Source organism: Lacticaseibacillus saniviri JCM 17471 = DSM 24301 (genome assembly GCF_001311785.1).
Lineage (GTDB): Bacteria > Bacillota > Bacilli > Lactobacillales > Lactobacillaceae > Lacticaseibacillus > Lacticaseibacillus saniviri.
Map to the genome: position 1 here is coordinate 65,505 of NZ_BBBX01000002.1, position 19,578 is coordinate 85,082.

A 19,578-nucleotide genomic window follows, 5' to 3' on the forward strand; every position below is an offset into this window, starting at 1 on the left:
CAATTGTCATTTAAAAATAACACCTTTTCTGAAAATGGCCACGCAACCGTTTTCGCATATTGCATGCACTTTGCTAGTCATCAGTGCATAATATAAGAAACGCAATATTTGAGGAGGTAACTATGGCATATATTGAAGTGCAACATGTCACCAAACGGTATCAGATGGGCGAAACAGAAATTCTGGCGAATCGCGACTTATCATTTGAAGTGGAGAAGGGCGGTTTAACCGTGATTTTGGGCCCCAGTGGGGCTGGAAAGTCGACAATTTTGAATATTTTGGGTGGTATGGATTCCCCAAGCGAAGGCGCCGTGATTGTGGATGGCACGGACATCGCCAATTTTAACCAGCGCCAACTCACGCAGTATCGTCGATCAGATGTCGGATTTGTGTTTCAATTCTATAACCTGATTCCGAACCTGACCACCCGAGAAAACGTTGAACTGGCGGCATCGATTGTGCCTGATGCCTTGGATGCGGCGGATGTACTCAAGCAGGTGGGCTTGGGGCAGCGGCTGAACAACTTCCCCTCACAGCTTTCGGGCGGGGAACAACAGCGGGTGGCGATTGCGCGGGCATTAGCCAAGAACCCCAAGCTCTTGTTGTGTGATGAACCAACGGGCGCGCTTGACTACAAAACCGGTAAGCAGGTGCTCACGTTGCTTGAACAGGCGAGCCGTCGCGACCACAAAACGGTGATTATCATCACGCATAATGCGGAACTGGCCAAAATGGCCGATCGGGTGATTCAGATCAACGATGCGCAGGTGCGCTCAGTGGTCGATCAAGAGCAACCAGTACCTGTCAGTGAGATTGAGTGGTGATGACCATGTCTATCTTAACGCGAAAATTATGGCGAGATATCTATCAACGCTTGGGCCGCTTCGTTGCCATTGTGCTCATCATCTTTTGGGTGTCTTACTGTTCGTCGGAGTGCGCGGTATTGGGCCGGCGCTCAAAGACAGTGCCATCACGGCTTCCAATCAGCAACGCTTGAGCGATCTGCAAGTGATCAGTTCAGCGGGATTCACCAAAGCGGACCAGCGCCAACTTGAAGCGGCAGGGGATGTGGCTGTGTCGCGTGTGAAGTATCGCCAAGTCCAGACCAAATCTGGCCAAGTGGTGAATCTGTACGCACAACCGACCCAACAAAATTGCCCGATGTTAGTCAGCGGCCGATTAGCGAAGTCGGACAAGGAGATTGTACTGGACCAACGCGCCCGCACCAAGTTCAAGTATCGTTTGGGCCAGACCGTGCAGCTAGCCAAAACCAGTGGCTTCAAGGCACAACAATTGAAGATTGTCGGTTTTGCGCATTCACCGCAATACATTGATAGCACGATGCGTGGGGCGGCCACCATGGGCGACGGCACAGTTGCGTTCTTCGCCTATGCCAAGTCGGCGGTGTTGCAGCTTCCCGTTGCGACCATGTTGGCGATTCGTGGCACGCATATCGATCATCAAGCGCTCTTTGACCAGCGGTACACCGATCAGGTCGACCGATTGAAGCAAAAGCTCACACCGATTTTGAACCGTCAGTTAGCGGCTAAGCAAAAAAGCAGCAGCAACAAGTGAGTCAATTGACACAGGCTTTGGCACAGTTACCCGCGTCACAAGTGGCACCACGCGCACAATTGACAGCCAATCTGGCCCAACTCAAGGCGCAATCGTTTCAATTGCAGGTACAGACGCACGATGACTTACCTGGGTTCAGTGCCTATGGCGATACCGCCGACCGCATCTCGGCAATTGCTAACGTCTTTCCGGTCTTCTTCTTCCTGATTGCGGCATTGATCACGTTTACTACGATCACGCGGATGGTAGAAGAAGCCCGCGGTCAACTAGGAATTTTGAAAGCCTTGGGTTATACCAACGGTGCGATTGCGCGGAATTACTGGTTATATGCCTTGCTGACGGCCGTTCTTGGGACAACGCTTGGGGTCGTGGTCGGGAGTGAATTTCTGCCACGCTTTGTGCTCAATCTGTACACAATGATGTATATTTTCAGCAAACCCGTCATCAATTATCAGTGGGGCACGATTGCCTTGGCGGTCATTTTCGCATTGATTTCGACGCTGGGAGCGGCCATCATTGTGATCTGGCAACAGTTGCGGGTCGGACCGGCGGCATTGATGCTGCCAAAAGCCCCACGATCGGCCAAGCGGATTTTGATGGAACGCTGGTCCTGGTTGTGGCGCCAACTCAGTTTTAACCAAAAGGTCAGCTATCGTAACCTGGTCCGGTTCAAGTCGCGCCTGATTATGACCGTCATCGGTATTGCCGGTGGTTTGGGATTGTTATTAACCGGATTTGGGATTCGCGATTCAATTACAGCCACGGGTACGCGCCAAATCAATGATATTTTGACCTATCAGGCCAGTGTGCGGACCACGAATCAAGCCGATACCGCGGCTGTTGCCCGTGACTTGCGGCGTGATCGGGATGTGACTCAGGTTCTGCCCATGAGCAGCTCACTGGTGACCGTTCGGGCCAATAAAAAGCAGGTCAATAATGTGAATCTGAATCAGGTTCAAAACAGCACTCAGTTGGGGCGGTTTGTGCACATGACCACGACGAGAGGGGACACCTTACATCTGCCGCAGACGGGTGTCATCATGAGTCAAAAGATGGCCGGATTGTTACACGTGAAACAGGGGGACACAGTGCAATGCAAGGTTGGCAGTCAGACCAAACGTATTAAGGTGGCCGGCGTCATGGCAAATTATGTCGGTGATGTCATGTACATGCGCGGCACATCCGCCATTAACACCTATTTGGTCAAGCAGCCCAAGTTATCGAGTGCGGCGCAACAACGATTCTCTAAGCGTGCAATGAAAATTCCTGGGGTGCTCAACGTCAGTTTGAAGACGGAACAATTGAGCAGTATTTCGGCGATGACCAAACAATTGAATCCCGTGATTTTGATTTTTATCTTATTGTCAGGCACCTTGTCACTGGTCGTGTTGTACAATCTGACGAACATCAACATCTCGGAACGGTTGCGGGAATTATCCACCATCAAAGTGCTGGGTTTCTTCGATCGCGAGGTGACCGCTTATATCATTCGCGAAAATATCGTGTTGACGGTTGTCGGCATTATCTTGGGATATGGCGTTGGGAATGCACTGACAGCGTATATTCTGCAACAGGCGGAAACGCCACAAGTCGTCTTCCCACTGGCGATGACTTGGAGCGGATACGCGTGGTCAACCGGTTTGATGCTCGGTTTCACCGCAATTGTGATGTGGATGACGCATCGCAAGCTGCAACATATCGATATGTTGGATGCGCTGAAAGCCAACGAATAAGTTGGGTTTGATACGCGCCACGCAAAAAGGACCACGGCAATGATGTCGTGGCCCTTTTTTGATTTGGTTAGGTGAGTTTGTCGCGCTCAAAACGCGCTCCACGCCCCAACAATCTCCGTCTAACTCGCTTTTCGCCCATGGCGCAGAGCACCATGTTCATCAAAGCCCGTTAGTACTCGATTGCTAACCGAGGCCTGTCGCGCTCTAAATGCGTTCACCCACACTGCCTGTTCCGCCTAACAAAACTAGTGGCGATTGCACAAATCGCAATTTACCACTAGTTCCGTTAGTGCTCACAGCCAAACGTGTGGGTTCTCGCTCTAAACGCGCTCCAAAAGGCAAAACACTCCGGTTAGCTCATCTTAGCCGAAGCCACAAACCGGTTTCTGGCCAAGATTTTGCTAATCCTCATGTTTTAAGCGCCTTTTGTCACGCTCTATTATTCGCCTAATTCAGGTTCGTCCGTAAAGGCATCGACCAAGCGGAAGGTCACAGTATCATTGTCCTTGAGCAGCTTGGCAACTGGGCATTCGTCAAGCGCGGTATCGATGACGTGTTGCGCTGTTTCGGTATCGAGTGATGGCATCAAAATCTGTGCTTCCACGATGAATTTGTAACCGGGATTGTCCTTCACGATATCAACCCGCGTCCGGACCTGGGCATCTTCTGCCATTTTTCGCGGTGTTCCACAATCCGCAAGGTGGCATTGAAACAGGTGGACAAGGCAAAGCCGATGAATTGTTCAGGATTTGCGCCTGGTGCATCAATCAGAGAGCTGCTGACACCAAGAGCGAGGCCTTGATTGCCTTCGACATAGCTTTCGCCGACAAGCCCCGCTTCATTTTTGACATACGTGTGATACAAAGAACCGTCAACCATAATAATCGCTCCTTCTTTGAATTTACGCCTCAAGGATAACACGAAAGCGATTACTTTGCGATGATAATTGCCTTAGCGCGGGTTAATCGGTTGGAGCGTAATCACCTTCGTGGCGACCGATTCAATGAAGTGTTGATCGTGCTCAATAAAAATCATTGTGGGTGCTTCTTGATTGAGCAACTGGACGAGTTGATCTTGATTGTAGGTGTCCAAATAGTTGAGTGGTTCATCCCAGAAGTAGAGGTTGGCAGGCTGGCTCAGTGAGGCTGCGAGTTCCACCTTCTTCTGTTGGCCCATACTGAGTGATTCAATCGGCGTGGTAAAGGCATTGCGTGCCATGCCGAGTTTACGCAGATTATTGAGAAACTGAGAGTAGTCGAGTCCACGAGCAGTCGCAAAATCGGCGAGTGTCCCGCGATTATCGGGGTATTGTTGCCGCACGAGGCTTTGGATCACCTTGGCCTGTGTCAATGTGCCACTCGTGATTGGCGCTGCTTGCCCCAGCAGATGCTTGAACAGCGTCGACTTGCCGACACCATTGATTCCCGTCAGTGCGACACGGTCACCGCGATTGACGTCTAAATCAATGGGTTCAAAGAGGGAGTGCGTGTAGCCCAAGGTGAACTGATCCAGATGAATCAGATTGTGATGGTGATCAGGAATGTAATTGAGGGTTAAATCGGCCGGTGTTTCGATGTTTTTGAGCAATTGTGACTTGGATTCGATATCCTTATCCATCCGGTGTTCCAGATTCTTGCGCTTTTGCATCACGCGAGCGGCTCGTGCACCGATGAACCCAGTGTTATTGATCGCACCGCTGCCCTTGACGTGGCGGTCGCCGTACTTATCGCCCTCGCGCGCCGTAGACCATTTGGCCTTTTTCAGCAGCGGTGTGTTTGAGCCGGCCAATTTCTTTTTGAGCTTGCCATTTTCAGCGATTTCATACTGATCTTGGCGTTCCTTGTCATCGCGATAGGTGCTGTAATTACCCTGGTAGAGGCTGATTTTGCCCGGTCGATGGCCAAAATATGGTCGGTGACTTGATCCAAGAAGCCTTGGTCATGACTGATGACGATGAAGCCAGATTTGCGCTTGAGGTAATCGGCAACCTGCTGACGGCCCGCGATATCCAGGTGCGTTGTGGGCTCATCAATGAGGGCGAAGTCGTCCGCATTGGTGAAAAGGAGTGCCAAAAGCACCTTGGTTTGTTCACCACCGGATAATTCCTCAAATGGGCGCCAGACAACATCCAGATCGACGTGGAGCAGCGAGAGTTCGCGCTCGAGCTCCCATTGCTCAATATCGCTGATGCTTTGGGCAACGTACAGCGTGAGTTGTGTTGGATCGCTCACAACCTGTGGAAAGTATTGCGTGCTCATCGGCATGTCGATGCTGCCTTGATAATCGAGCTGATTTTGTAGCAACTTGAGAAAAGTGGTTTTACCGCGACCGTTGCGGCCCACTAAGCCGAGGTGCCAGCTGCTATCGAGATAGAGCTGAACGTGGTCGAAGAGTAATTCGTTTTGGGCATCATAACCGAATGTGAGATTTTGAATGTTGATTGTTGACATCAAAGGGCCTCCTTGTGAGTGAGAACCCCAAAAATCGGGTGCGTGGCATCGATTGTGGCACATAAAAAGGTCGACTCATATTCAAGTCGACCTCAAGTCACGACAATGCTAAAAAGCCTGTAGCCGTGACATTATTGAGCAGCGTTACCGCTGAAGTCGGCACTTGAACCATCGCAAACTAATCCCGTTGTTTTTGGGGCAGTTAATTTCGATTGTGTCCAAGAGCTTACTTCAATGGCAGTTCACCGCTTTCGTTATTTGATGTGTAAAACTTATCATGAATATTTAGAGGCGTCAAGTGAGGAGGGGAGAATGCGCTCTAAACGCGCTCCCAGTCCCAACAATCTCCGCCTAACAAAAACTAGCGTCAATTGCACAATTCGCAATTTGACGCCAGTTCCGTTAGTGCTCACAGCCAAACCGTGTGGGTTCACGCTCTAAACGTGCTCCAAAAGGCAAAACACTCCAGTTAGCTCATCTTTGCCGAAGCCATAAACCGCTTCTGGCCAAGATATTGCTAATCCTCATGTTTTAACCGCCTTTTGTCGCACTCTTATTCTGCGTCATACGCCTTTTGGAATAACTCAACAATTTGTGCCTTAGTGGCTTTGCGCGGATTGGAGAAGGCATTACCATCCTTCAATGCATTTTCGGCCATCAATTCGAAATCTTCTGGCTTTGCCCCGATGGCCTTGATGTGCGTGGAATACCAACATCATCGGCCATTTGGCGCATCGCTTTGATGGCAAGTTCTGCGGCGTCTCGTGTGGAGAGGCCGTCAACATTTTCACCCATGGCAACGGCGAGTTCCTTGAAGCGTTCTGGATCGGAGATGATATTGAATTCTTCGACAACTGGTAACAGCAGGGCACAGCAGACACCATGCGGCGCATCATATTGACCACCCAATTGATGAGCCATCGCGTGCACGTAGCCCAGATCGGCATTGTTGAACGCCATGCCGGCCAACATTTCGGCTTCGACCATGGCGGTCCGAGCCTCAACATTGTGGCCATTAGCGACGGCTTCGCGCAGGCTACCTTCGATTAGCTTGATGGCTTGGAGACATTGCCCATCCGTGATGGGATTGCGGTTGGTGGACACATAAGGTTCAATTGCCTGAACAAACGCATCCATCCCGGTCGCTGCGGTTAGCTTAGCGGGGACGTCCAACATCAACAAGGGATCATTGAAGGAAACCAGTGGGATATTGCGCCATGAGACCACGACAAACTTCAAATGGGTTTCTTCATTGGTGATGACACAGTGGCGTGTCAATTCAGAACCGGTCCCAGCGGTTGTGTTCACTGCCATCAATGGGGGAAGTGGGTTCTCAAGCGTTTCGATACCGGCGAGGGTGGTGATATCGTCGCCGTTGGTTAAAATAATGCCGGTTCCTTTACCTGTATCGTGCGCGGAACCACCACCGACCGTGATGATACTGTCGCAACCGGATTCGAGATAAAGTTTTTTAGCTGCTTGAATATTACGCACTTTAGGATTTGGTTCCACACCATTGAAGACAACATAGTCGACACCAGCTGCTTCTAAAGAAGTTAATGTTTGAGCAACCGGACCATTTTCTACCTTTTCTAGGAAAGCGTCTGTCACGATTAATGGCTTTTTCATATTTAACATTTTTGCGCGATCACCGATCTTTTCGATCACGCCAGGACCGAAGAAATTAACACTTGGCATCAAAAAATCAAAATTTGTTTTCATGCGTTGTCGCCTCCAGATTTAAGTTACAAGCATCATTTTAACCGCTTTCAAGCATTTGTGAACGGACAAACAATAACGAATGTCCGGGGACAAAGCCCAACACTTGTCCATTGCATGTAATGTAAGCGCTGTTATAGTATGTAAACGTAGTCAAAAACAGAAAGGACCTTGAAAATGAAAAAATAATGAATGAACCCGGGAATGTTGTTCCCGAGATGGTAGCCGGGTTGACCCGTAGCTACCCACAATATGTGCAACTGATTCCAGACACGACGGCGGTCTTGCGTTCAGATGCTGCATTTAAGGCAGGCAAGCACGTTGGGGTTGTCAGCGGTGGCGGTAGCGGTCACGAACCCTTGCATGCCGGTTTTGTCGGTCAGGGGATGTTAACGGCAGCGGTGAATGGACAGATTTTCACCTCACCAACGCCCGACCAGATTTATGCGGCAATTAAGGCAGCCGATCAAGGCCTCGGTGTCTTACTGATTGTTAAGAATTACTCAGGCGATGTGATGAACTTCGACATGGCTAAGGATATGGCTGACCTCGATGACATCGAAGTTGAAAGCATCATTGTCGATGACGATATTGCGGTTGAAGACAGTCTGTACACCCAAGGCCGGCGCGGTGTTGCCGGGACGGTATTGGTTGAAAAGATTGTCGGTGCGGCAGCTGAAGCCGGAATGGCTCTCGGCGACCTCGCGACATTAGGCCAAGCGGTCATCAAAAAAGTGAAGACACTGGGCGTTGCTTTGCGCGCTGCTACTGTGCCAGAAGTCGGCAAGTTAGGCTTTGATCTCGGTGAAGACCAGATGGAATACGGTGTTGGGATTCACAACGAACCCGGTTATAAGACCGAAAAACTGGTTCCTTCCAAAGAACTGGCCAAAGAATTACTCGGTAAAATTGAAACGGAACAATCCGTTAAGGGGCAAGCGGTCGCTGTTTTGATTAATGGCATGGGCGCAACACCACTCAACGAACAATATATTTTCATGAATGATGTGTTGGATGAACTCGACGCCATGGGGGCTCAGGTGCAATTCACAAAGGTCGGCAATTATGTCACCTCACTGGATATGGCCGGCATCTCACTGACAGTATTGAATCTGGAAGGTAAGTGGCTGGACTACTTGAAGGCACCAGCACACACCATTGGATGGGGGGATACACTATGACAGTTGAAGAATTAATTGCATGGTTAGACAAGTATCAAGCGACCATCGAAGCCAACAAGGCGAATCTCAGCGAAATGGATACCGTGATTGGCGATGGTGACCACGGCAATAACATGGCGCGGGGGATGGATGCGGTCAAAGAGAGCTTGGCCCAGAACCCACCTGCTGATCTGGTTGCCGGTTTGAAGGCCGTGGCAATGAGCCTGATCAGTAAGGTCGGTGGTGCATCCGGGCCACTGTACGGCACAGCGTTTCTTGAGATGGGTAAGGCCGCTAAGAACGATGCCACCTTCCCCGAGATGATTCAGGCTGGTGCTGACGGCATTGCGAAGCGCGGCGGTGCGGCCATTGGCAACAAGACCATGCTCGACGTGTGGATTCCGGTGGCCAAGGATTTGGCAGCCAACACACTGACGGCCGATAAAATCGATCGTTACGTCGAGGCCACTAAGCCACTGCAAGCAACCAAGGGCCGGGCATCCTACTTGGGCGAACGTTCCATCGGGCATATCGATCCCGGTGCCGCAAGCTCTGGCATGTTGTTCAAGGATTTACTCACAGTCTGGGGGTCTAACGCATGACGACAGGGATGTTATTGATTTCGCATGTGCCTAAGATTGCGGCCGGTGTGGCCGAATTGATTCGACAAGTCGCACCAGACATCAATCTGACGACTGCGGCGGGACCAGTTCGGGGGAAATTGGGACCGATATGGATCATATTTTGGCAGCCATCGATGAGAACAAGGCCGATGAATTGATGGTGTTCTACGACCTGGGCAGTGCCAAGATGAATCTGGATTTGGCGACTGACTTCAGTGAAAAGCCACTCATTCGCTATGACGTGGCCTTCCTAGAGGGGGCGTACTCGGCGGCGGCACTGTTACAGAGTGGGGTGCCAAGAAGCGAGATTGAAAAACAATTGGCACCGCTAAAGATTAAGTAGCGCGACTTGTTTGACCGTCAGATGTGGGGGCATTTGATGAAGATGAATGATTACTGTTGATGTGTATCAATGTGTCAAAACAACTTTATTGGGAGGAATTGTATTATGGCTAAAGATTTGATGTTTGTGAGTCCAGATAAGTATATTCAAGGTGCAGGGTTACTCGAACATTCCGCAGATTACATCAAGCAACTCGGATCACATCTGTTGATTATGGCTGACGAATTGATTTGGGAAATTGTCGGCAACGAATTCGCCAGTTATCTCGAGGACAATGATTTTACCGTGACTAAGGTAACCTTCAACGGGGAAGCCTCCGTTCAAGAAATCGATCGTATCACCACCATTGGTCAAGAGAACCATAATGATGTGGTGATTGGTTTAGGCGGCGGGAAGACACTTGATACCAGCAAGGGTATCGCCAAGGCACTTGATGCTAAGTTGGTGATTGCACCGACAGCGGCTTCCGCGGATGCCCCAACAGCAGGCTTATCCGTGCTCTACACTGAAGATGGGACCTTCGATCAATACGAATTCTATCCACGTCACAGTGACTTGGTGTTGATGGATACGCAAGTGATTGCCAATGCGCCAGTTCGGACATTGATTTCTGGGATATCTGATGCCATGGCAACTAACATCGAAGCCAAGGCCACAAGCCAAAAGCACGGTGTGACAATGGGCAACGGTGCCGCAACATTCGCTGGCCGTGCGATTGCCGCCGAATGTGAACGCGTGCTCTGGGATTATGCCTTTGAAGCGGTTGAATCCAACAAGCATCATCTGGTGACCCCAGCGCTCGAAGCAATTGTTGAAGCCAACACACTGTTGTCTGGGCTTGGCTTTGAAAATGCCGGGTTGGCTGCTGCCCATGCGATTCACAATGGCTTCACAGCGGTTAAGGGTGACATTCACCACTTGACCCACGGTGAAAAGGTGGCCTTTGGCGCGATGGTTGAATTGGTCTTACAAGGCACACCGCACGATGAACTCGATAAGTACATCAACTTCTATCTCACTTTGGGTCTGCCTATCACGATGGAAGCCACGCACTTAGATGAATTGTCTGACGACGAACTGCATCAAATCGGTGTTTTGGCGACACAACCGGATGAAACAATGAAGAATATGCCATTTGCGGTGACCCCAGAGATGGTGGTCAATGCAATGAAGGCTGCTTCCGCTTATGCCCATGCCTATGAAGAAAGTCATGAGCTTCACCCGATTTTTGTTAACAAAGCACTTGTAAACGCTTAATTTAGGCGCTAAGCTGAAAGTGTTTACTGCTCTTTGACTAAGAGATTGAGAAGCTGTGACACAAGGCGTTTGAGAATGAGGATTAACAGGGATTGGTGATAAATCCCGAACTTAGGATTTGAAACAACCCAAGTTAACCGGAATTCTCAGCCTTTTGGAACGCGATTAATTTATTGTTTGGAAATCTAAGGGAAGGCTGTGAACAAAACGCTTGTTTTGTCACAGCCTTTTTCTGTATAACGCTATTGATAGGAACGAGGCCTTATCGTGAAGAAATTAATCAATGCACCAGAACAAGTGGTGGAACAGATGCTAGCAGGGTTATTGCTGGCCCACCCAACCCTGCATCAAATCGGCCGCCAACTCGCGATTGCAAACGGCAATCTCAAACGCAAGGTCTGGTTAGTCAGTGGCGGCGGAAGTGGCCATGAGCCCCTCGATGTCGGGTATGTGGGTGATGGCTTGCTCGATGCCGCGATATTGGGGCCGGTATTCACGCCACCAAGTGTTGAAAGCATTGTGGCGACCATGAAGGTGTTGGGCCCCAAACGTCCTTACCTGTTTATCGTGAAGAACTTTGCCAGTGATATGCGCCATTTCACTTTGGCACGTGAACAACTGGTGGCGGAGGGCTACCAAATCGGGTTGGTGTCTGTTGCTGATGATCAGTCCGTTGATCCCGACACGCTGACGGCGCGCCATCGCGGGGTGGCTGGGACAGTGTTGATGATCAAACTGCTAGGTGCTGCCGCTGATGCCGGCATGGCATTGGCTGATCTGCAGACCCTGGCCACAGAGGTGAATCACCAGCTGGTAACCTTGGGTGTGGCATTATCGAGCACGGAAGCACCGGGACAAAAAGCCGGCCTTTGATTTGGGCGCGGCAGAAATTGCGTATGGGATTGGGATTCACGGTGAACCGGGTTATCGCAGTGAACCGATGGTGTCGTCCGAGTTGTTGGCCCGCGAGCTGGTCAATAAGCTCACCCAGATTAACGACTGGCCGGAGAAGGCACCGATGGCGGTGATGATTAACGGCTTGGGTGGGTTGCCACTCATGGACCAATTCGTGTTCACCCATGATGCGGTCGAGCTGATTAGGTTACATGGTTTTGATATGCAGTTTGTCAAGACGGGAACCTTGCTGACGTCGTACTCGATGCAAGGTGTTTCACTCACCTTACTCGGTTTAACCGAACAGTGGCGTCACTGGTTAGGAAAACCCGTGGGAGGATTCGCGTGGGGAAATGGCTGATGGAGGTAACGCGGATCGTGTTGATGCCGCAATACCACTCCATTGGTCATATCCTCGAGGAACGTCTGGAGATACTTGGTTTCTAGATCCAGTGGGCGCGGTGTTGGGCTCATAATCCATTGTCTGAGCTCACTGACCAGACTTGCCGTGAGAATCTTTTGCAAGAAATCACGATAGGCTGGGGATAGCTTGACATTTTCCTTATGGCTGAACTCGGTCAACACGCGCTCGATGAGTTGCGTGATGTGTTCCGAAATCGCCTGTTCCGGGGCATTCTGGTCGTGAATCGCGAGTGCCTTTTGATAGAATGCTTGATTCGCTTGGAAGTAGTGCAGCATATGGTGCAGCACCACAGTCCAATGTTCATAATCCAGGTTGTCCTTGATGATGGCTTGAATATCATCGTTATAGATCCACGCTAAAACAGCGTATTTATCTTCAAAATAATCATAGAATGTCTGGCGGCGCAGATGCGCTTCGGCCATGATGGTGGTCACGGAAAGCTGACTGAAGGGTTTAACGCTCATGAGTTCCTTGGTTGCAGTCGCAATCTTTTTTTGACAATGTAAGACATCAACCCAGCTCCTTTCCGTGATATGAATCGCTTACAATAATACTATACACTGAATACTGGACCAATTCCATGCAGGACGAGTGAAATCGTGGGCGTCTGGAAGAATGGATGCGGTACAATGAAGTGAGTGAAGACAAAAATAGAGGGGTGTTTTGGCATGAACTATCAAATTTCAACGGATACCGCATTTCCAGTTGTGACGTTAACCTTGGATCAAGATGAACAGGTTCAAATTGAATCAGGCTCGATGATCTACCACGATGGGCAGATCAAGCTCGAAGGTAAAATGAACAATAATGGCAAAAAGGGACTGGGCGGTTTGATGAGTGCCATCGGCCGCAGCATGACATCTGGTGAATCATTTTTCATCACCACCGCAACCGGGACAGCACCACAGAGTGAATTGGTGATTGCGCCCGGTAATCCTGGTGCGATTCGTGCACTGCCTCTGGATAGTACCCATCAATGGCGCTTGAATACGGGCGCTTTCTTAGCTGCGGATGCGACAGCCGGCTACACCATGGTGCGTCAAAAGACCAGTAACGCGCTTCTTGGTGGCACGGGTGGCTTCTTCGTGATGGAGAGCCAAGGTAGTGGGGCTATGCTTGTGAGCGCTTATGGAGACATTCTCGAGGTCACACTGGATGGTTCACGCGACTATATCATCGACAACGACCATGTGGTGGCGTGGTCACAGAGTTTGGACTACAACATCGCACCCGCCAGCGGTTTTGTTGGCTTCAAGACTGGGGAAGGCTTAGTCAATCAGTTCCATGGTCAGGGGACCGTTTATATTCAAACACGTAATCTGAATGCATTGGCGGATCTTGTCGCACCGTTCTTACCTGAAAAGAGCGGCGATTAATCTTCATTATCCAGAAAAAAGGAAGCTGTGACGACCCGATTGGGTGATGCCACAGCTTCCTTTTTTAGTGCTTATACTTATGTCTGTGTTGCCGGCGAATAACGAGATAGCTACCAATAAAAGCTCCCGTTGGCACGGCAATGTCAATCCACCACTTGAATTCACGGTGCAGAACGAGCGACAAAACAAAAGAAATTGATAGATAGAGCGCAACGGTTAACAGGTAGGATTGCCAACTTTTCATTGTGTATGCCTTCTTTCTCCAGAGCAATCAAAGTCTTTCGTCACCTAAAGCTTGATTAGTGTGTGGTTGCCAATTTAGCGAGGAGATCAATGAAGGCTGCATCATCATTGAATGGTGGCACAAACGTGAACTGCTCGCCACCAGCGGCCATGAAGTACTCGCGATTTTCGATGTCGATTTCGTAGACTGTTTCCAGACAATCCGCGACGAAACTAGGTGCAATGACTGCATTTTGATGCCTTGGGTCGGCAGCTTCTTCAGTGTGGTGTCTGTTGCGGGCAGTAACCAGGGGTCGCGGCCAAAGCGTGATTGATAGGTGAGCTTGGTTGAGACCGTGGTCGTCATCTGAGCAACAATCGCTTCAGTTGAGGTCATGCAGCGCGCCGCATAGGGATCACCTTGATCGACATAGCTTTGAGGAATGCCGTGATAGGAGAACACCACTTGGTCGGGATGTATGTCGTTGACGACCGCATCGATTTTGGCGGCCATGGCGGCGGTGTAATCAGGGTCCATACTGAAGTCGCTGATCATGCGAATCTCTGGAATGTAAATCTGTTTTTGATAATACTGACTGACTTGATCAAAGACGGAGGCGGTTGTGGTGCTTGAGTACTGTGGATAGAGTGGCAGCACAGTGAGTTTAGTGATTTCTAATTCTCTGAGCTCATTCAATACGCTCTCAATTGATGGTGAACCATAAACCATGGCGTGTCGCACGATGTGGTTTGGCAGCCGTTCTTGCAACAGCTGTGCCTGTGTTTCTGTATAGTACGCCAGTGGTGAACCCTGTTCGGTCCAAATCTGCTGGTAAAGGGCGGCAGATTTGGCCGGCCGCTTGGGCAGAATCATGGTGCGCAGAATCGGCTGCCACTTAATCGGATTCATTTGAATCACACGTTGGTCACTTAAGAATTGTTTCAAATAACGCCGAACGCTCTCTTCATCGGGAGCGTCTGGTGTGCCGAGATTAACGAGTAGGATTGCATGCATTGGTGTATTCCTTTCATCAGGCATAATTTTTGACTATGCATAGCATAACAGATAAAGCGCTTAATTACGCATTCAATGAGAACACGATTAAGCAAATATGTTTGCAGACTAAAAGCGTCTGAGACAAGACCAATCGGTTTTGTTTCAGACGCTTTAGTATGAGTTACTCTTCAAATTTTTCGGTTGTATGGTCAATAATCGGTTGCTTGTTGTGCTTCACAAAGTAAATCGTGGTCATGATGGCTAAGAAAACGACCCCAACCAATAATGAAATATTGGTTTCTGGATTCAATATCATGAAGAACAGGGTTAAGGCCAAGAACGCCAGCGTCAGATAATTGGAATAAGGCGCAAAAGGCATTTTGAACGGATGCTCGGCCATCTTGTCGGCATGCACCTTCCGAAACTTGATTTCGCTGATGAGAATCACGACCCATGGCACCATGCCGGGCAGCACACTCGAACTGTAGACCAGCACGAACACATTGCTTGCGGCGGGATAAATCAGTGGCAGTAGGGCATTGAGAACGACACCTAACAGAATACCGAAGCCAATCGAAACCACAGGATAGAATGGGACGCCATGCCGATTCAACTTGGTGAAGGCTTTTGGCAGTTGGCGGGCATTAGCCAGCGTGTAAACCATTCGGCTCGCTGAGTAGATTCCCGAGTTGGCCCCTGATAACGCCGCCGTGATGACCACGAAGTTGACCAAGCCGGCCGCAAAATGTGATTCCGACCTTGGAGAAGGTTTGCACAAAAGGTGAGCCGATATTGCTGAGCTGGTTCCAAGGATAGATGGTGACAATCACGAAGATGGCGCGACGTAGAAAATCAAGATGCGGCCCACGGTATCCTTGACCGCTTTGACAATGGTTGGTCGTGGGTCTTCAGCCTCACCCGCGGTAATCCCGAGCAATTCAACCCCTTGATAGGAGCCGAGGACGATCGATAAGGCGAAGAAGAAGCCCATCCACCCATTAGGGAAGAAGCCGCCGTGAGACCACAGATTGCTCAAGCCTAACGCGTGGCCGCCGTTACCGAGGCCAAAGAAGATGACACCAAAGCCGGCGACAATCATCAAGATAATGGTGACGACCTTGATCAGGGCGAACCAGAATTCGAGTTCACCGAACATCTTAACGGAAATCAGATTGGCTAAGACCAGGATGGTGATGGCCACGGCACCCGGCACCCAACCGGGCAGTGTCGGCCACCAATATTTGAAATACTCACCGATGGCAATCATTTCAGACATCCCGACGACCACGAATTGGAAAATATTACTCCAGGCGGTCAGGTAACCGAATACGGGATGCATATACTCGGTGGCAAATTTGGCAAAGGAGCCGGTATCGGGATCGACGTAAAGCATTTCCCCTAGTGCTCGCATAATCATGTAGAGGAAGAACCCAGCGATAGCATAGGCGAATAGGACTGAAGGACCGGTCCACTTGATGGTGGCGGTCGCACCCATGAATAGTCCTACCCCAATCGTGCCACCCAAGGCGATCATTTGCATATGTCGCGCACTTAATTTTCGCTGCATTGTTCTCAATCCCATCTGTTATTTTTTCGATAGATGCTATTTTAACGGAAGTGTCTAAAAATCGCAAACACTTGACTGCGAAATGAGAACATTTTTGATTAAACTTGGAAGGACTCACGGTTTTGAAGGTAGGTGAGTTCGTCGAAGGTAATGCGTTGTTGCAGGCGTTCTGCGAGGTCGGATGGAATCTGACCCTGGCTCAGGGCGTTCTGGACAAAAGTGTATTCCGCGTGGAAAGCATCGAGGAATAATTGATAGATGATGTCACCATCCACGGCGTCCACCTTGATCCGACGGTGCCGATCGCGGTAGAAACGGCGAATGTTATTGATTTCAGAGCGGTTCGCGTTTGATTCGAGCTTGTTGAGTTGATCCATGACGGCATCGAAGCCGGCCTGTTCAATCGGAATAATGTCTTCATTGTGTGCCTTGAACTGGCGCTTCCAAAAGATGGGTTCGAGATTGATTGGCGTGGTCAAAAACGCGTTTTGCGCTTCGCTAAATCCTTGTACATGGAGCCCATGTGAAAGGTGAAGCGAGTGCGCAACCAGAGATTCTTCCAGATGCGTTGATCCGCGGTGAAGTCATTGAGGTCGATGAACCGATTGTAGTAATAGGCTTCATCATCGGTAATGGTTTTGGCCTTGCGCATGGCTTCAATCGTGGCTTTTTCGACATCGATGGTCTGCCTGAACAGCACACGTTGATGCCGGCGACTCGGTGCGTCATCGAGAATCAGTTGTTGGCTCAAGGTATCGGCAACCACCTGTGCCTCGGCCCGATTGGTCGTGTTGGCACGCACCGCGTCAATTCCGGCGGAGAGCATGCGCCGCACCCAAACGTGCTGCCCGTTCTTTTGGACGGGTGGTTTTGGCAGGAGCAGCGGCATCAACAGCGGTGGTAGGACCAGACTGATGATGATGACAACAGCCGCAATCAAGATGAGTGCTTGGCGCAGTGAGCTGTTCATGCTGGTGGGCATCGAAAAAGCCAAAGACAGCGTGATGGTCCCACTGGCACCGCTCAAAGCGATGATGGCGGCATCGTTGAGCCGATTCTTGGTATTTGGCACGCGCACCAAGAAACGACTCCAGACAAACCGCAACAAGAATTTGAGTGCATAGATGACGACCCCAATGAGGACTAAGGTGCCAAAACCAGTCGCGCTTTTCAGGCTGCTGGTGATGACATTAGGCAGCGCAATCCCTAAGAGCACGAACACAAGCCCAGAGAGAATGCCGGATAGCATTTCCCAGACGTTGGTAGTCACCATCTGCATGCGTGCACTGGTGAGACGTAAGCGATCGCGCTCAACGCCTTGCGCAATCCCGGCTGCAACAACGGCTAAGATCCCGGATAATTCGAGTTCATCGGCGATAAAGTAAACCAGCAGTGGAGTGACTAATTGCAACGTCACCATAATGATGGGTTCATCATCGCCCATGCGAATCAACCAGGCACGCAGACTGACAATGAGTGTTCCCAAGACGGCACCAACCAGAATGCCACCGAAGAACACGTAGAGAAAGTCGACGGCGGCACCGGTAGCCGAGAAGCTACCTGAGATATACGCGGTCAACGCGAGATCAAAGGCGACAATTCCGGCCGCATCGTTGAACAGCGATTCGTTACTGAGAATCAACATCTGCTCAGGCGCGAGTGGTGTCGATTCATTCACGGCATTGACCGCGGAAGCATCAGTTGGCGATACAATGGCAATGACCGCAAACGCCAAGGCGAGCGGGATGATGGGAAAGAGCCAATGGACCGTAATCCCTAGCGCAATAATGGTGACCAACACAAGCCCAATGGCAAGTGAGACAATGTTGCCGAGTGTTCGCCCAATCCATAGTCGTGACGCATTTTGGCCTTCATTGAACAGCAGTGGCGCAATGATCGCGAATGAGAAAACAGACGGATCAAAGGCGAAGTTCCGGTAGCTCGGCACAATGGTGAGCACGATACCGAGTCCAATGAGGAAAATGGTAACGGGATGAATTTGATGTGGCGATTCAACACGTTTGCGAGCACCACAGCAAAGAGAATAATAGTAAAGAAGAAAACTTGATTCACGCGGGTACCCTCCTCCAAAAATATTGCCTTAAGTGTAGCACTGAATGCTAAAGTGAGCACGTCTCGCGCGCGCTGGCGACAGCGCGTGGCGGCGATAAGAATCAACTTGAGTCAATAGGGTTCATAAGACGAAAAGCCTGCGACAAAACCGATTGGCTTTATCACAGGCTCTTCATTTAATTACTTGAGAATTCACGCAGGAATCAGCCCTTTAAGGCACGACTGATGACAATTCGACCGGTATGAGAAACATCGAGTTGTTGATGCCCAGCAACGAAACCATCACGCGTGAACGGGAGCGTCATGTCAATCGGCATGTGCAACTTGTGATCCGCCATCAGCGCGATGATGGCCGTTAATGCCTGGGCATCCGTTGGTGTATTGGTTGGCCGAATATTGATAAAATCGAATTTCTTATTGCTGGAAGGGACGCCGTGTGCGACCGAAACAATCGTGCCACCAGGCTTCACCATCGCAATATCATCATCGGTGCCCACACCATCCATTGCCGCATTCATCACGATATCGCCGCGGTCAGCGAGTGCTGTGGCAATCGCCACTTGGTCGTAAGCAACGAACTGGCTGACACCCAGTGAATCAACGAAATCAGCGTTGCGTGCCGCGCCGATCCCAATCACGGTAGCTTGTTTGGCCACGGCGAGTTGGGCGGCAATGGCACCAACCGCACCGGTGACACCTTTGATAATCAGGGTCTGACCGGGATTAACCGTTGTAAAGGCATTGAGCGTCTTATAAGCGGTGATGGCAGGTGTCACAATGGCCGCCGCATCCTCAAATGAAATGGCATCGGGCAGCGCAACTACGGCATCGAGATTCGCCACAGCCGTTTCGGCATAACCGTGTTCAACGTGAGCCACGACGCGGTCACCAACGGCAAAAGATGATGCAGTGGCGCCAACTTTGGTGACCACACCGGCCACATCGCGACCAGTCACCATTGGGCCTGGCGCGTTTTGACGTTCCGCCCGTTCCCGGTTATTCAAACCAATCGCTTCAACCCGAATTTGAACTTGTTGCGCAGTGGGTTCAGGTGTTGGCAGAGTGACTGCCTCAATGACTTCAGGACCACCGGCATGGGTATAACCAAATGCTTGCATAAGATATCCTCCTCTGACACGCTACGAAATACGCTTAGTGTAGTTTG

The 19,578-nt window shown here is 50.3% G+C and carries 11 protein-coding genes and 7 pseudogenes; 9 read left to right on the plus strand and 9 right to left on the minus strand.

Annotation, left to right across the window (positions count from 1 at the left end; genetic code table 11):
• The first annotated feature begins 122 nt into the window (after positions 1-122).
• From JCM17471_RS01985 to JCM17471_RS01995, 3 genes are all read left to right on the plus strand, one after another.
• Positions 123-824, plus strand: coding sequence for an ABC transporter ATP-binding protein (locus JCM17471_RS01985; protein WP_054776613.1), 702 nt, complete (start codon positions 123-125; stop codon positions 822-824).
• A gap of 85 nt (positions 825-909) precedes the next feature.
• Positions 910-1,575, plus strand: a complete 666-nt coding sequence (locus JCM17471_RS01990; RefSeq protein ID WP_054776614.1) for a hypothetical protein — start codon at positions 910-912, stop codon at positions 1,573-1,575.
• Positions 1,572-3,308 carry an ABC transporter permease gene (locus JCM17471_RS01995; protein ID WP_054776615.1) on the plus strand — a complete coding sequence of 579 codons (1,737 nt, stop codon included), beginning with the start codon at positions 1,572-1,574 and terminating at the stop codon, positions 3,306-3,308. The genes JCM17471_RS01990 and JCM17471_RS01995 overlap by 4 nt, the downstream gene beginning before the upstream one ends.
• 439 nt (positions 3,309-3,747) lie before the next feature.
• Here JCM17471_RS01995 and JCM17471_RS02000 read toward each other — a convergent pair.
• The 3 pseudogenes from JCM17471_RS02000 to JCM17471_RS02010 form a co-directional block, all read right to left on the minus strand.
• Positions 3,748-4,187, minus strand: a pseudogene (locus JCM17471_RS02000) (OsmC family protein).
• Positions 4,188-4,259: 72 nt separating this feature from the next.
• Positions 4,260-5,758 (minus strand): annotated as a pseudogene (abc-f, locus tag JCM17471_RS02005) (ribosomal protection-like ABC-F family protein).
• A 553-nt stretch (positions 5,759-6,311) separates the two neighbouring features.
• Positions 6,312-7,480 (minus strand): annotated as a pseudogene (locus JCM17471_RS02010) (iron-containing alcohol dehydrogenase).
• Positions 7,481-7,665: 185 nt separating this feature from the next.
• Here JCM17471_RS02010 and dhaK point away from each other — a divergent pair.
• The 5 genes and pseudogenes from dhaK to JCM17471_RS14845 all read left to right on the plus strand — a co-directional run bounded on the left by dhaK (position 7,666) and on the right by JCM17471_RS14845 (position 12,115).
• Positions 7,666-8,658 carry a dihydroxyacetone kinase subunit DhaK gene (gene dhaK, locus JCM17471_RS02015; RefSeq protein ID WP_054776616.1) on the plus strand — a complete coding sequence of 331 codons (993 nt, stop codon included), beginning with the start codon at positions 7,666-7,668 and terminating at the stop codon, positions 8,656-8,658.
• Positions 8,655-9,239, plus strand: a complete 585-nt coding sequence (gene dhaL / locus JCM17471_RS02020; protein ID WP_225354081.1) for a dihydroxyacetone kinase subunit DhaL — start codon at positions 8,655-8,657, stop codon at positions 9,237-9,239. The genes dhaK and dhaL overlap by 4 nt, the downstream gene beginning before the upstream one ends.
• Positions 9,236-9,603: pseudogene (gene dhaM / locus JCM17471_RS02025) on the plus strand (dihydroxyacetone kinase phosphoryl donor subunit DhaM). Before dhaL ends, dhaM begins: the two are co-directional and overlap by 4 nt.
• A gap of 105 nt (positions 9,604-9,708) precedes the next feature.
• Positions 9,709-10,860, plus strand: coding sequence for a glycerol dehydrogenase (locus JCM17471_RS02030; protein WP_054776618.1), 1,152 nt, complete (start codon positions 9,709-9,711; stop codon positions 10,858-10,860).
• A 309-nt stretch (positions 10,861-11,169) separates the two neighbouring features.
• Positions 11,170-12,115, plus strand: a pseudogene (locus JCM17471_RS14845) (dihydroxyacetone kinase subunit DhaK).
• On the opposite strand, the gene dhaS reads toward JCM17471_RS14845, so the two are convergent.
• A complete protein-coding gene (gene dhaS, locus JCM17471_RS02045) occupies positions 12,067-12,717 on the minus strand; it encodes a dihydroxyacetone kinase transcriptional activator DhaS (protein WP_369395776.1) in 651 nt (216 codons plus the stop codon). The pseudogene JCM17471_RS14845 and the gene dhaS sit on opposite strands and share 49 nt — an antisense overlap.
• Before the next feature lie 129 nt (positions 12,718-12,846).
• On the opposite strand from dhaS, the gene JCM17471_RS02050 reads away from it, so the two are divergent.
• The gene (locus tag JCM17471_RS02050) at positions 12,847-13,554 is read left to right on the plus strand and encodes a TIGR00266 family protein (RefSeq protein WP_054776622.1); all 708 of its coding nucleotides are present in this window, start codon (positions 12,847-12,849) and stop codon (positions 13,552-13,554) included.
• A gap of 64 nt (positions 13,555-13,618) precedes the next feature.
• On the opposite strand, the gene JCM17471_RS02055 is transcribed toward JCM17471_RS02050, so the two are convergent.
• The 5 genes and pseudogenes from JCM17471_RS02055 to JCM17471_RS02075 form a co-directional block, all read right to left on the minus strand.
• Positions 13,619-13,798 (minus strand): hypothetical protein, encoded by a 180-nt coding sequence (locus JCM17471_RS02055; protein ID WP_054776623.1) that lies wholly within the window; start codon positions 13,796-13,798, stop codon positions 13,619-13,621.
• 27 nt (positions 13,799-13,825) lie between these two features.
• Entirely contained in the window at positions 13,826-14,791 is a 966-nt protein-coding gene (gene hemH / locus JCM17471_RS02060) for a ferrochelatase (protein ID WP_439646738.1), read from the minus strand.
• 163 nt (positions 14,792-14,954) lie between these two features.
• A pseudogene (locus tag JCM17471_RS02065) lies at positions 14,955-16,355 on the minus strand (amino acid permease).
• An 83-nt stretch (positions 16,356-16,438) separates the two neighbouring features.
• A pseudogene (locus tag JCM17471_RS02070) lies at positions 16,439-18,413 on the minus strand (cation:proton antiporter).
• A gap of 203 nt (positions 18,414-18,616) precedes the next feature.
• Positions 18,617-19,531, minus strand: coding sequence for an NADP-dependent oxidoreductase (locus JCM17471_RS02075; RefSeq protein ID WP_054776624.1), 915 nt, complete (start codon positions 19,529-19,531; stop codon positions 18,617-18,619).
• Positions 19,532-19,578: the final 47 nt, after the last annotated feature.

What these genes read in the sequence shown, in the direction of transcription:
- JCM17471_RS01985 (WP_054776613.1), top strand. Translation starts at nt 123, where the DNA reads ATGGCATATATTGAAGTGCAACATGTCACCAAACGGTATCAGATGGGC.
- dhaK (WP_054776616.1), top strand. Translation starts at nt 7,666, where the DNA reads ATGAATGAACCCGGGAATGTTGTTCCCGAGATGGTAGCCGGGTTGACC.
- dhaL (WP_225354081.1), top strand. Translation starts at nt 8,655, where the DNA reads ATGACAGTTGAAGAATTAATTGCATGGTTAGACAAGTATCAAGCGACC.
- JCM17471_RS02030 (WP_054776618.1), top strand. Translation starts at nt 9,709, where the DNA reads ATGGCTAAAGATTTGATGTTTGTGAGTCCAGATAAGTATATTCAAGGT.
- JCM17471_RS02050 (WP_054776622.1), top strand. Translation starts at nt 12,847, where the DNA reads ATGAACTATCAAATTTCAACGGATACCGCATTTCCAGTTGTGACGTTA.
- JCM17471_RS02055 (WP_054776623.1), bottom strand. Translation starts at nt 13,798, where the DNA reads ATGAAAAGTTGGCAATCCTACCTGTTAACCGTTGCGCTCTATCTATCA.
- hemH (WP_439646738.1), bottom strand. Translation starts at nt 14,791, where the DNA reads ATGCATGCAATCCTACTCGTTAATCTCGGCACACCAGACGCTCCCGAT.
- JCM17471_RS02075 (WP_054776624.1), bottom strand. Translation starts at nt 19,531, where the DNA reads ATGCAAGCATTTGGTTATACCCATGCCGGTGGTCCTGAAGTCATTGAG.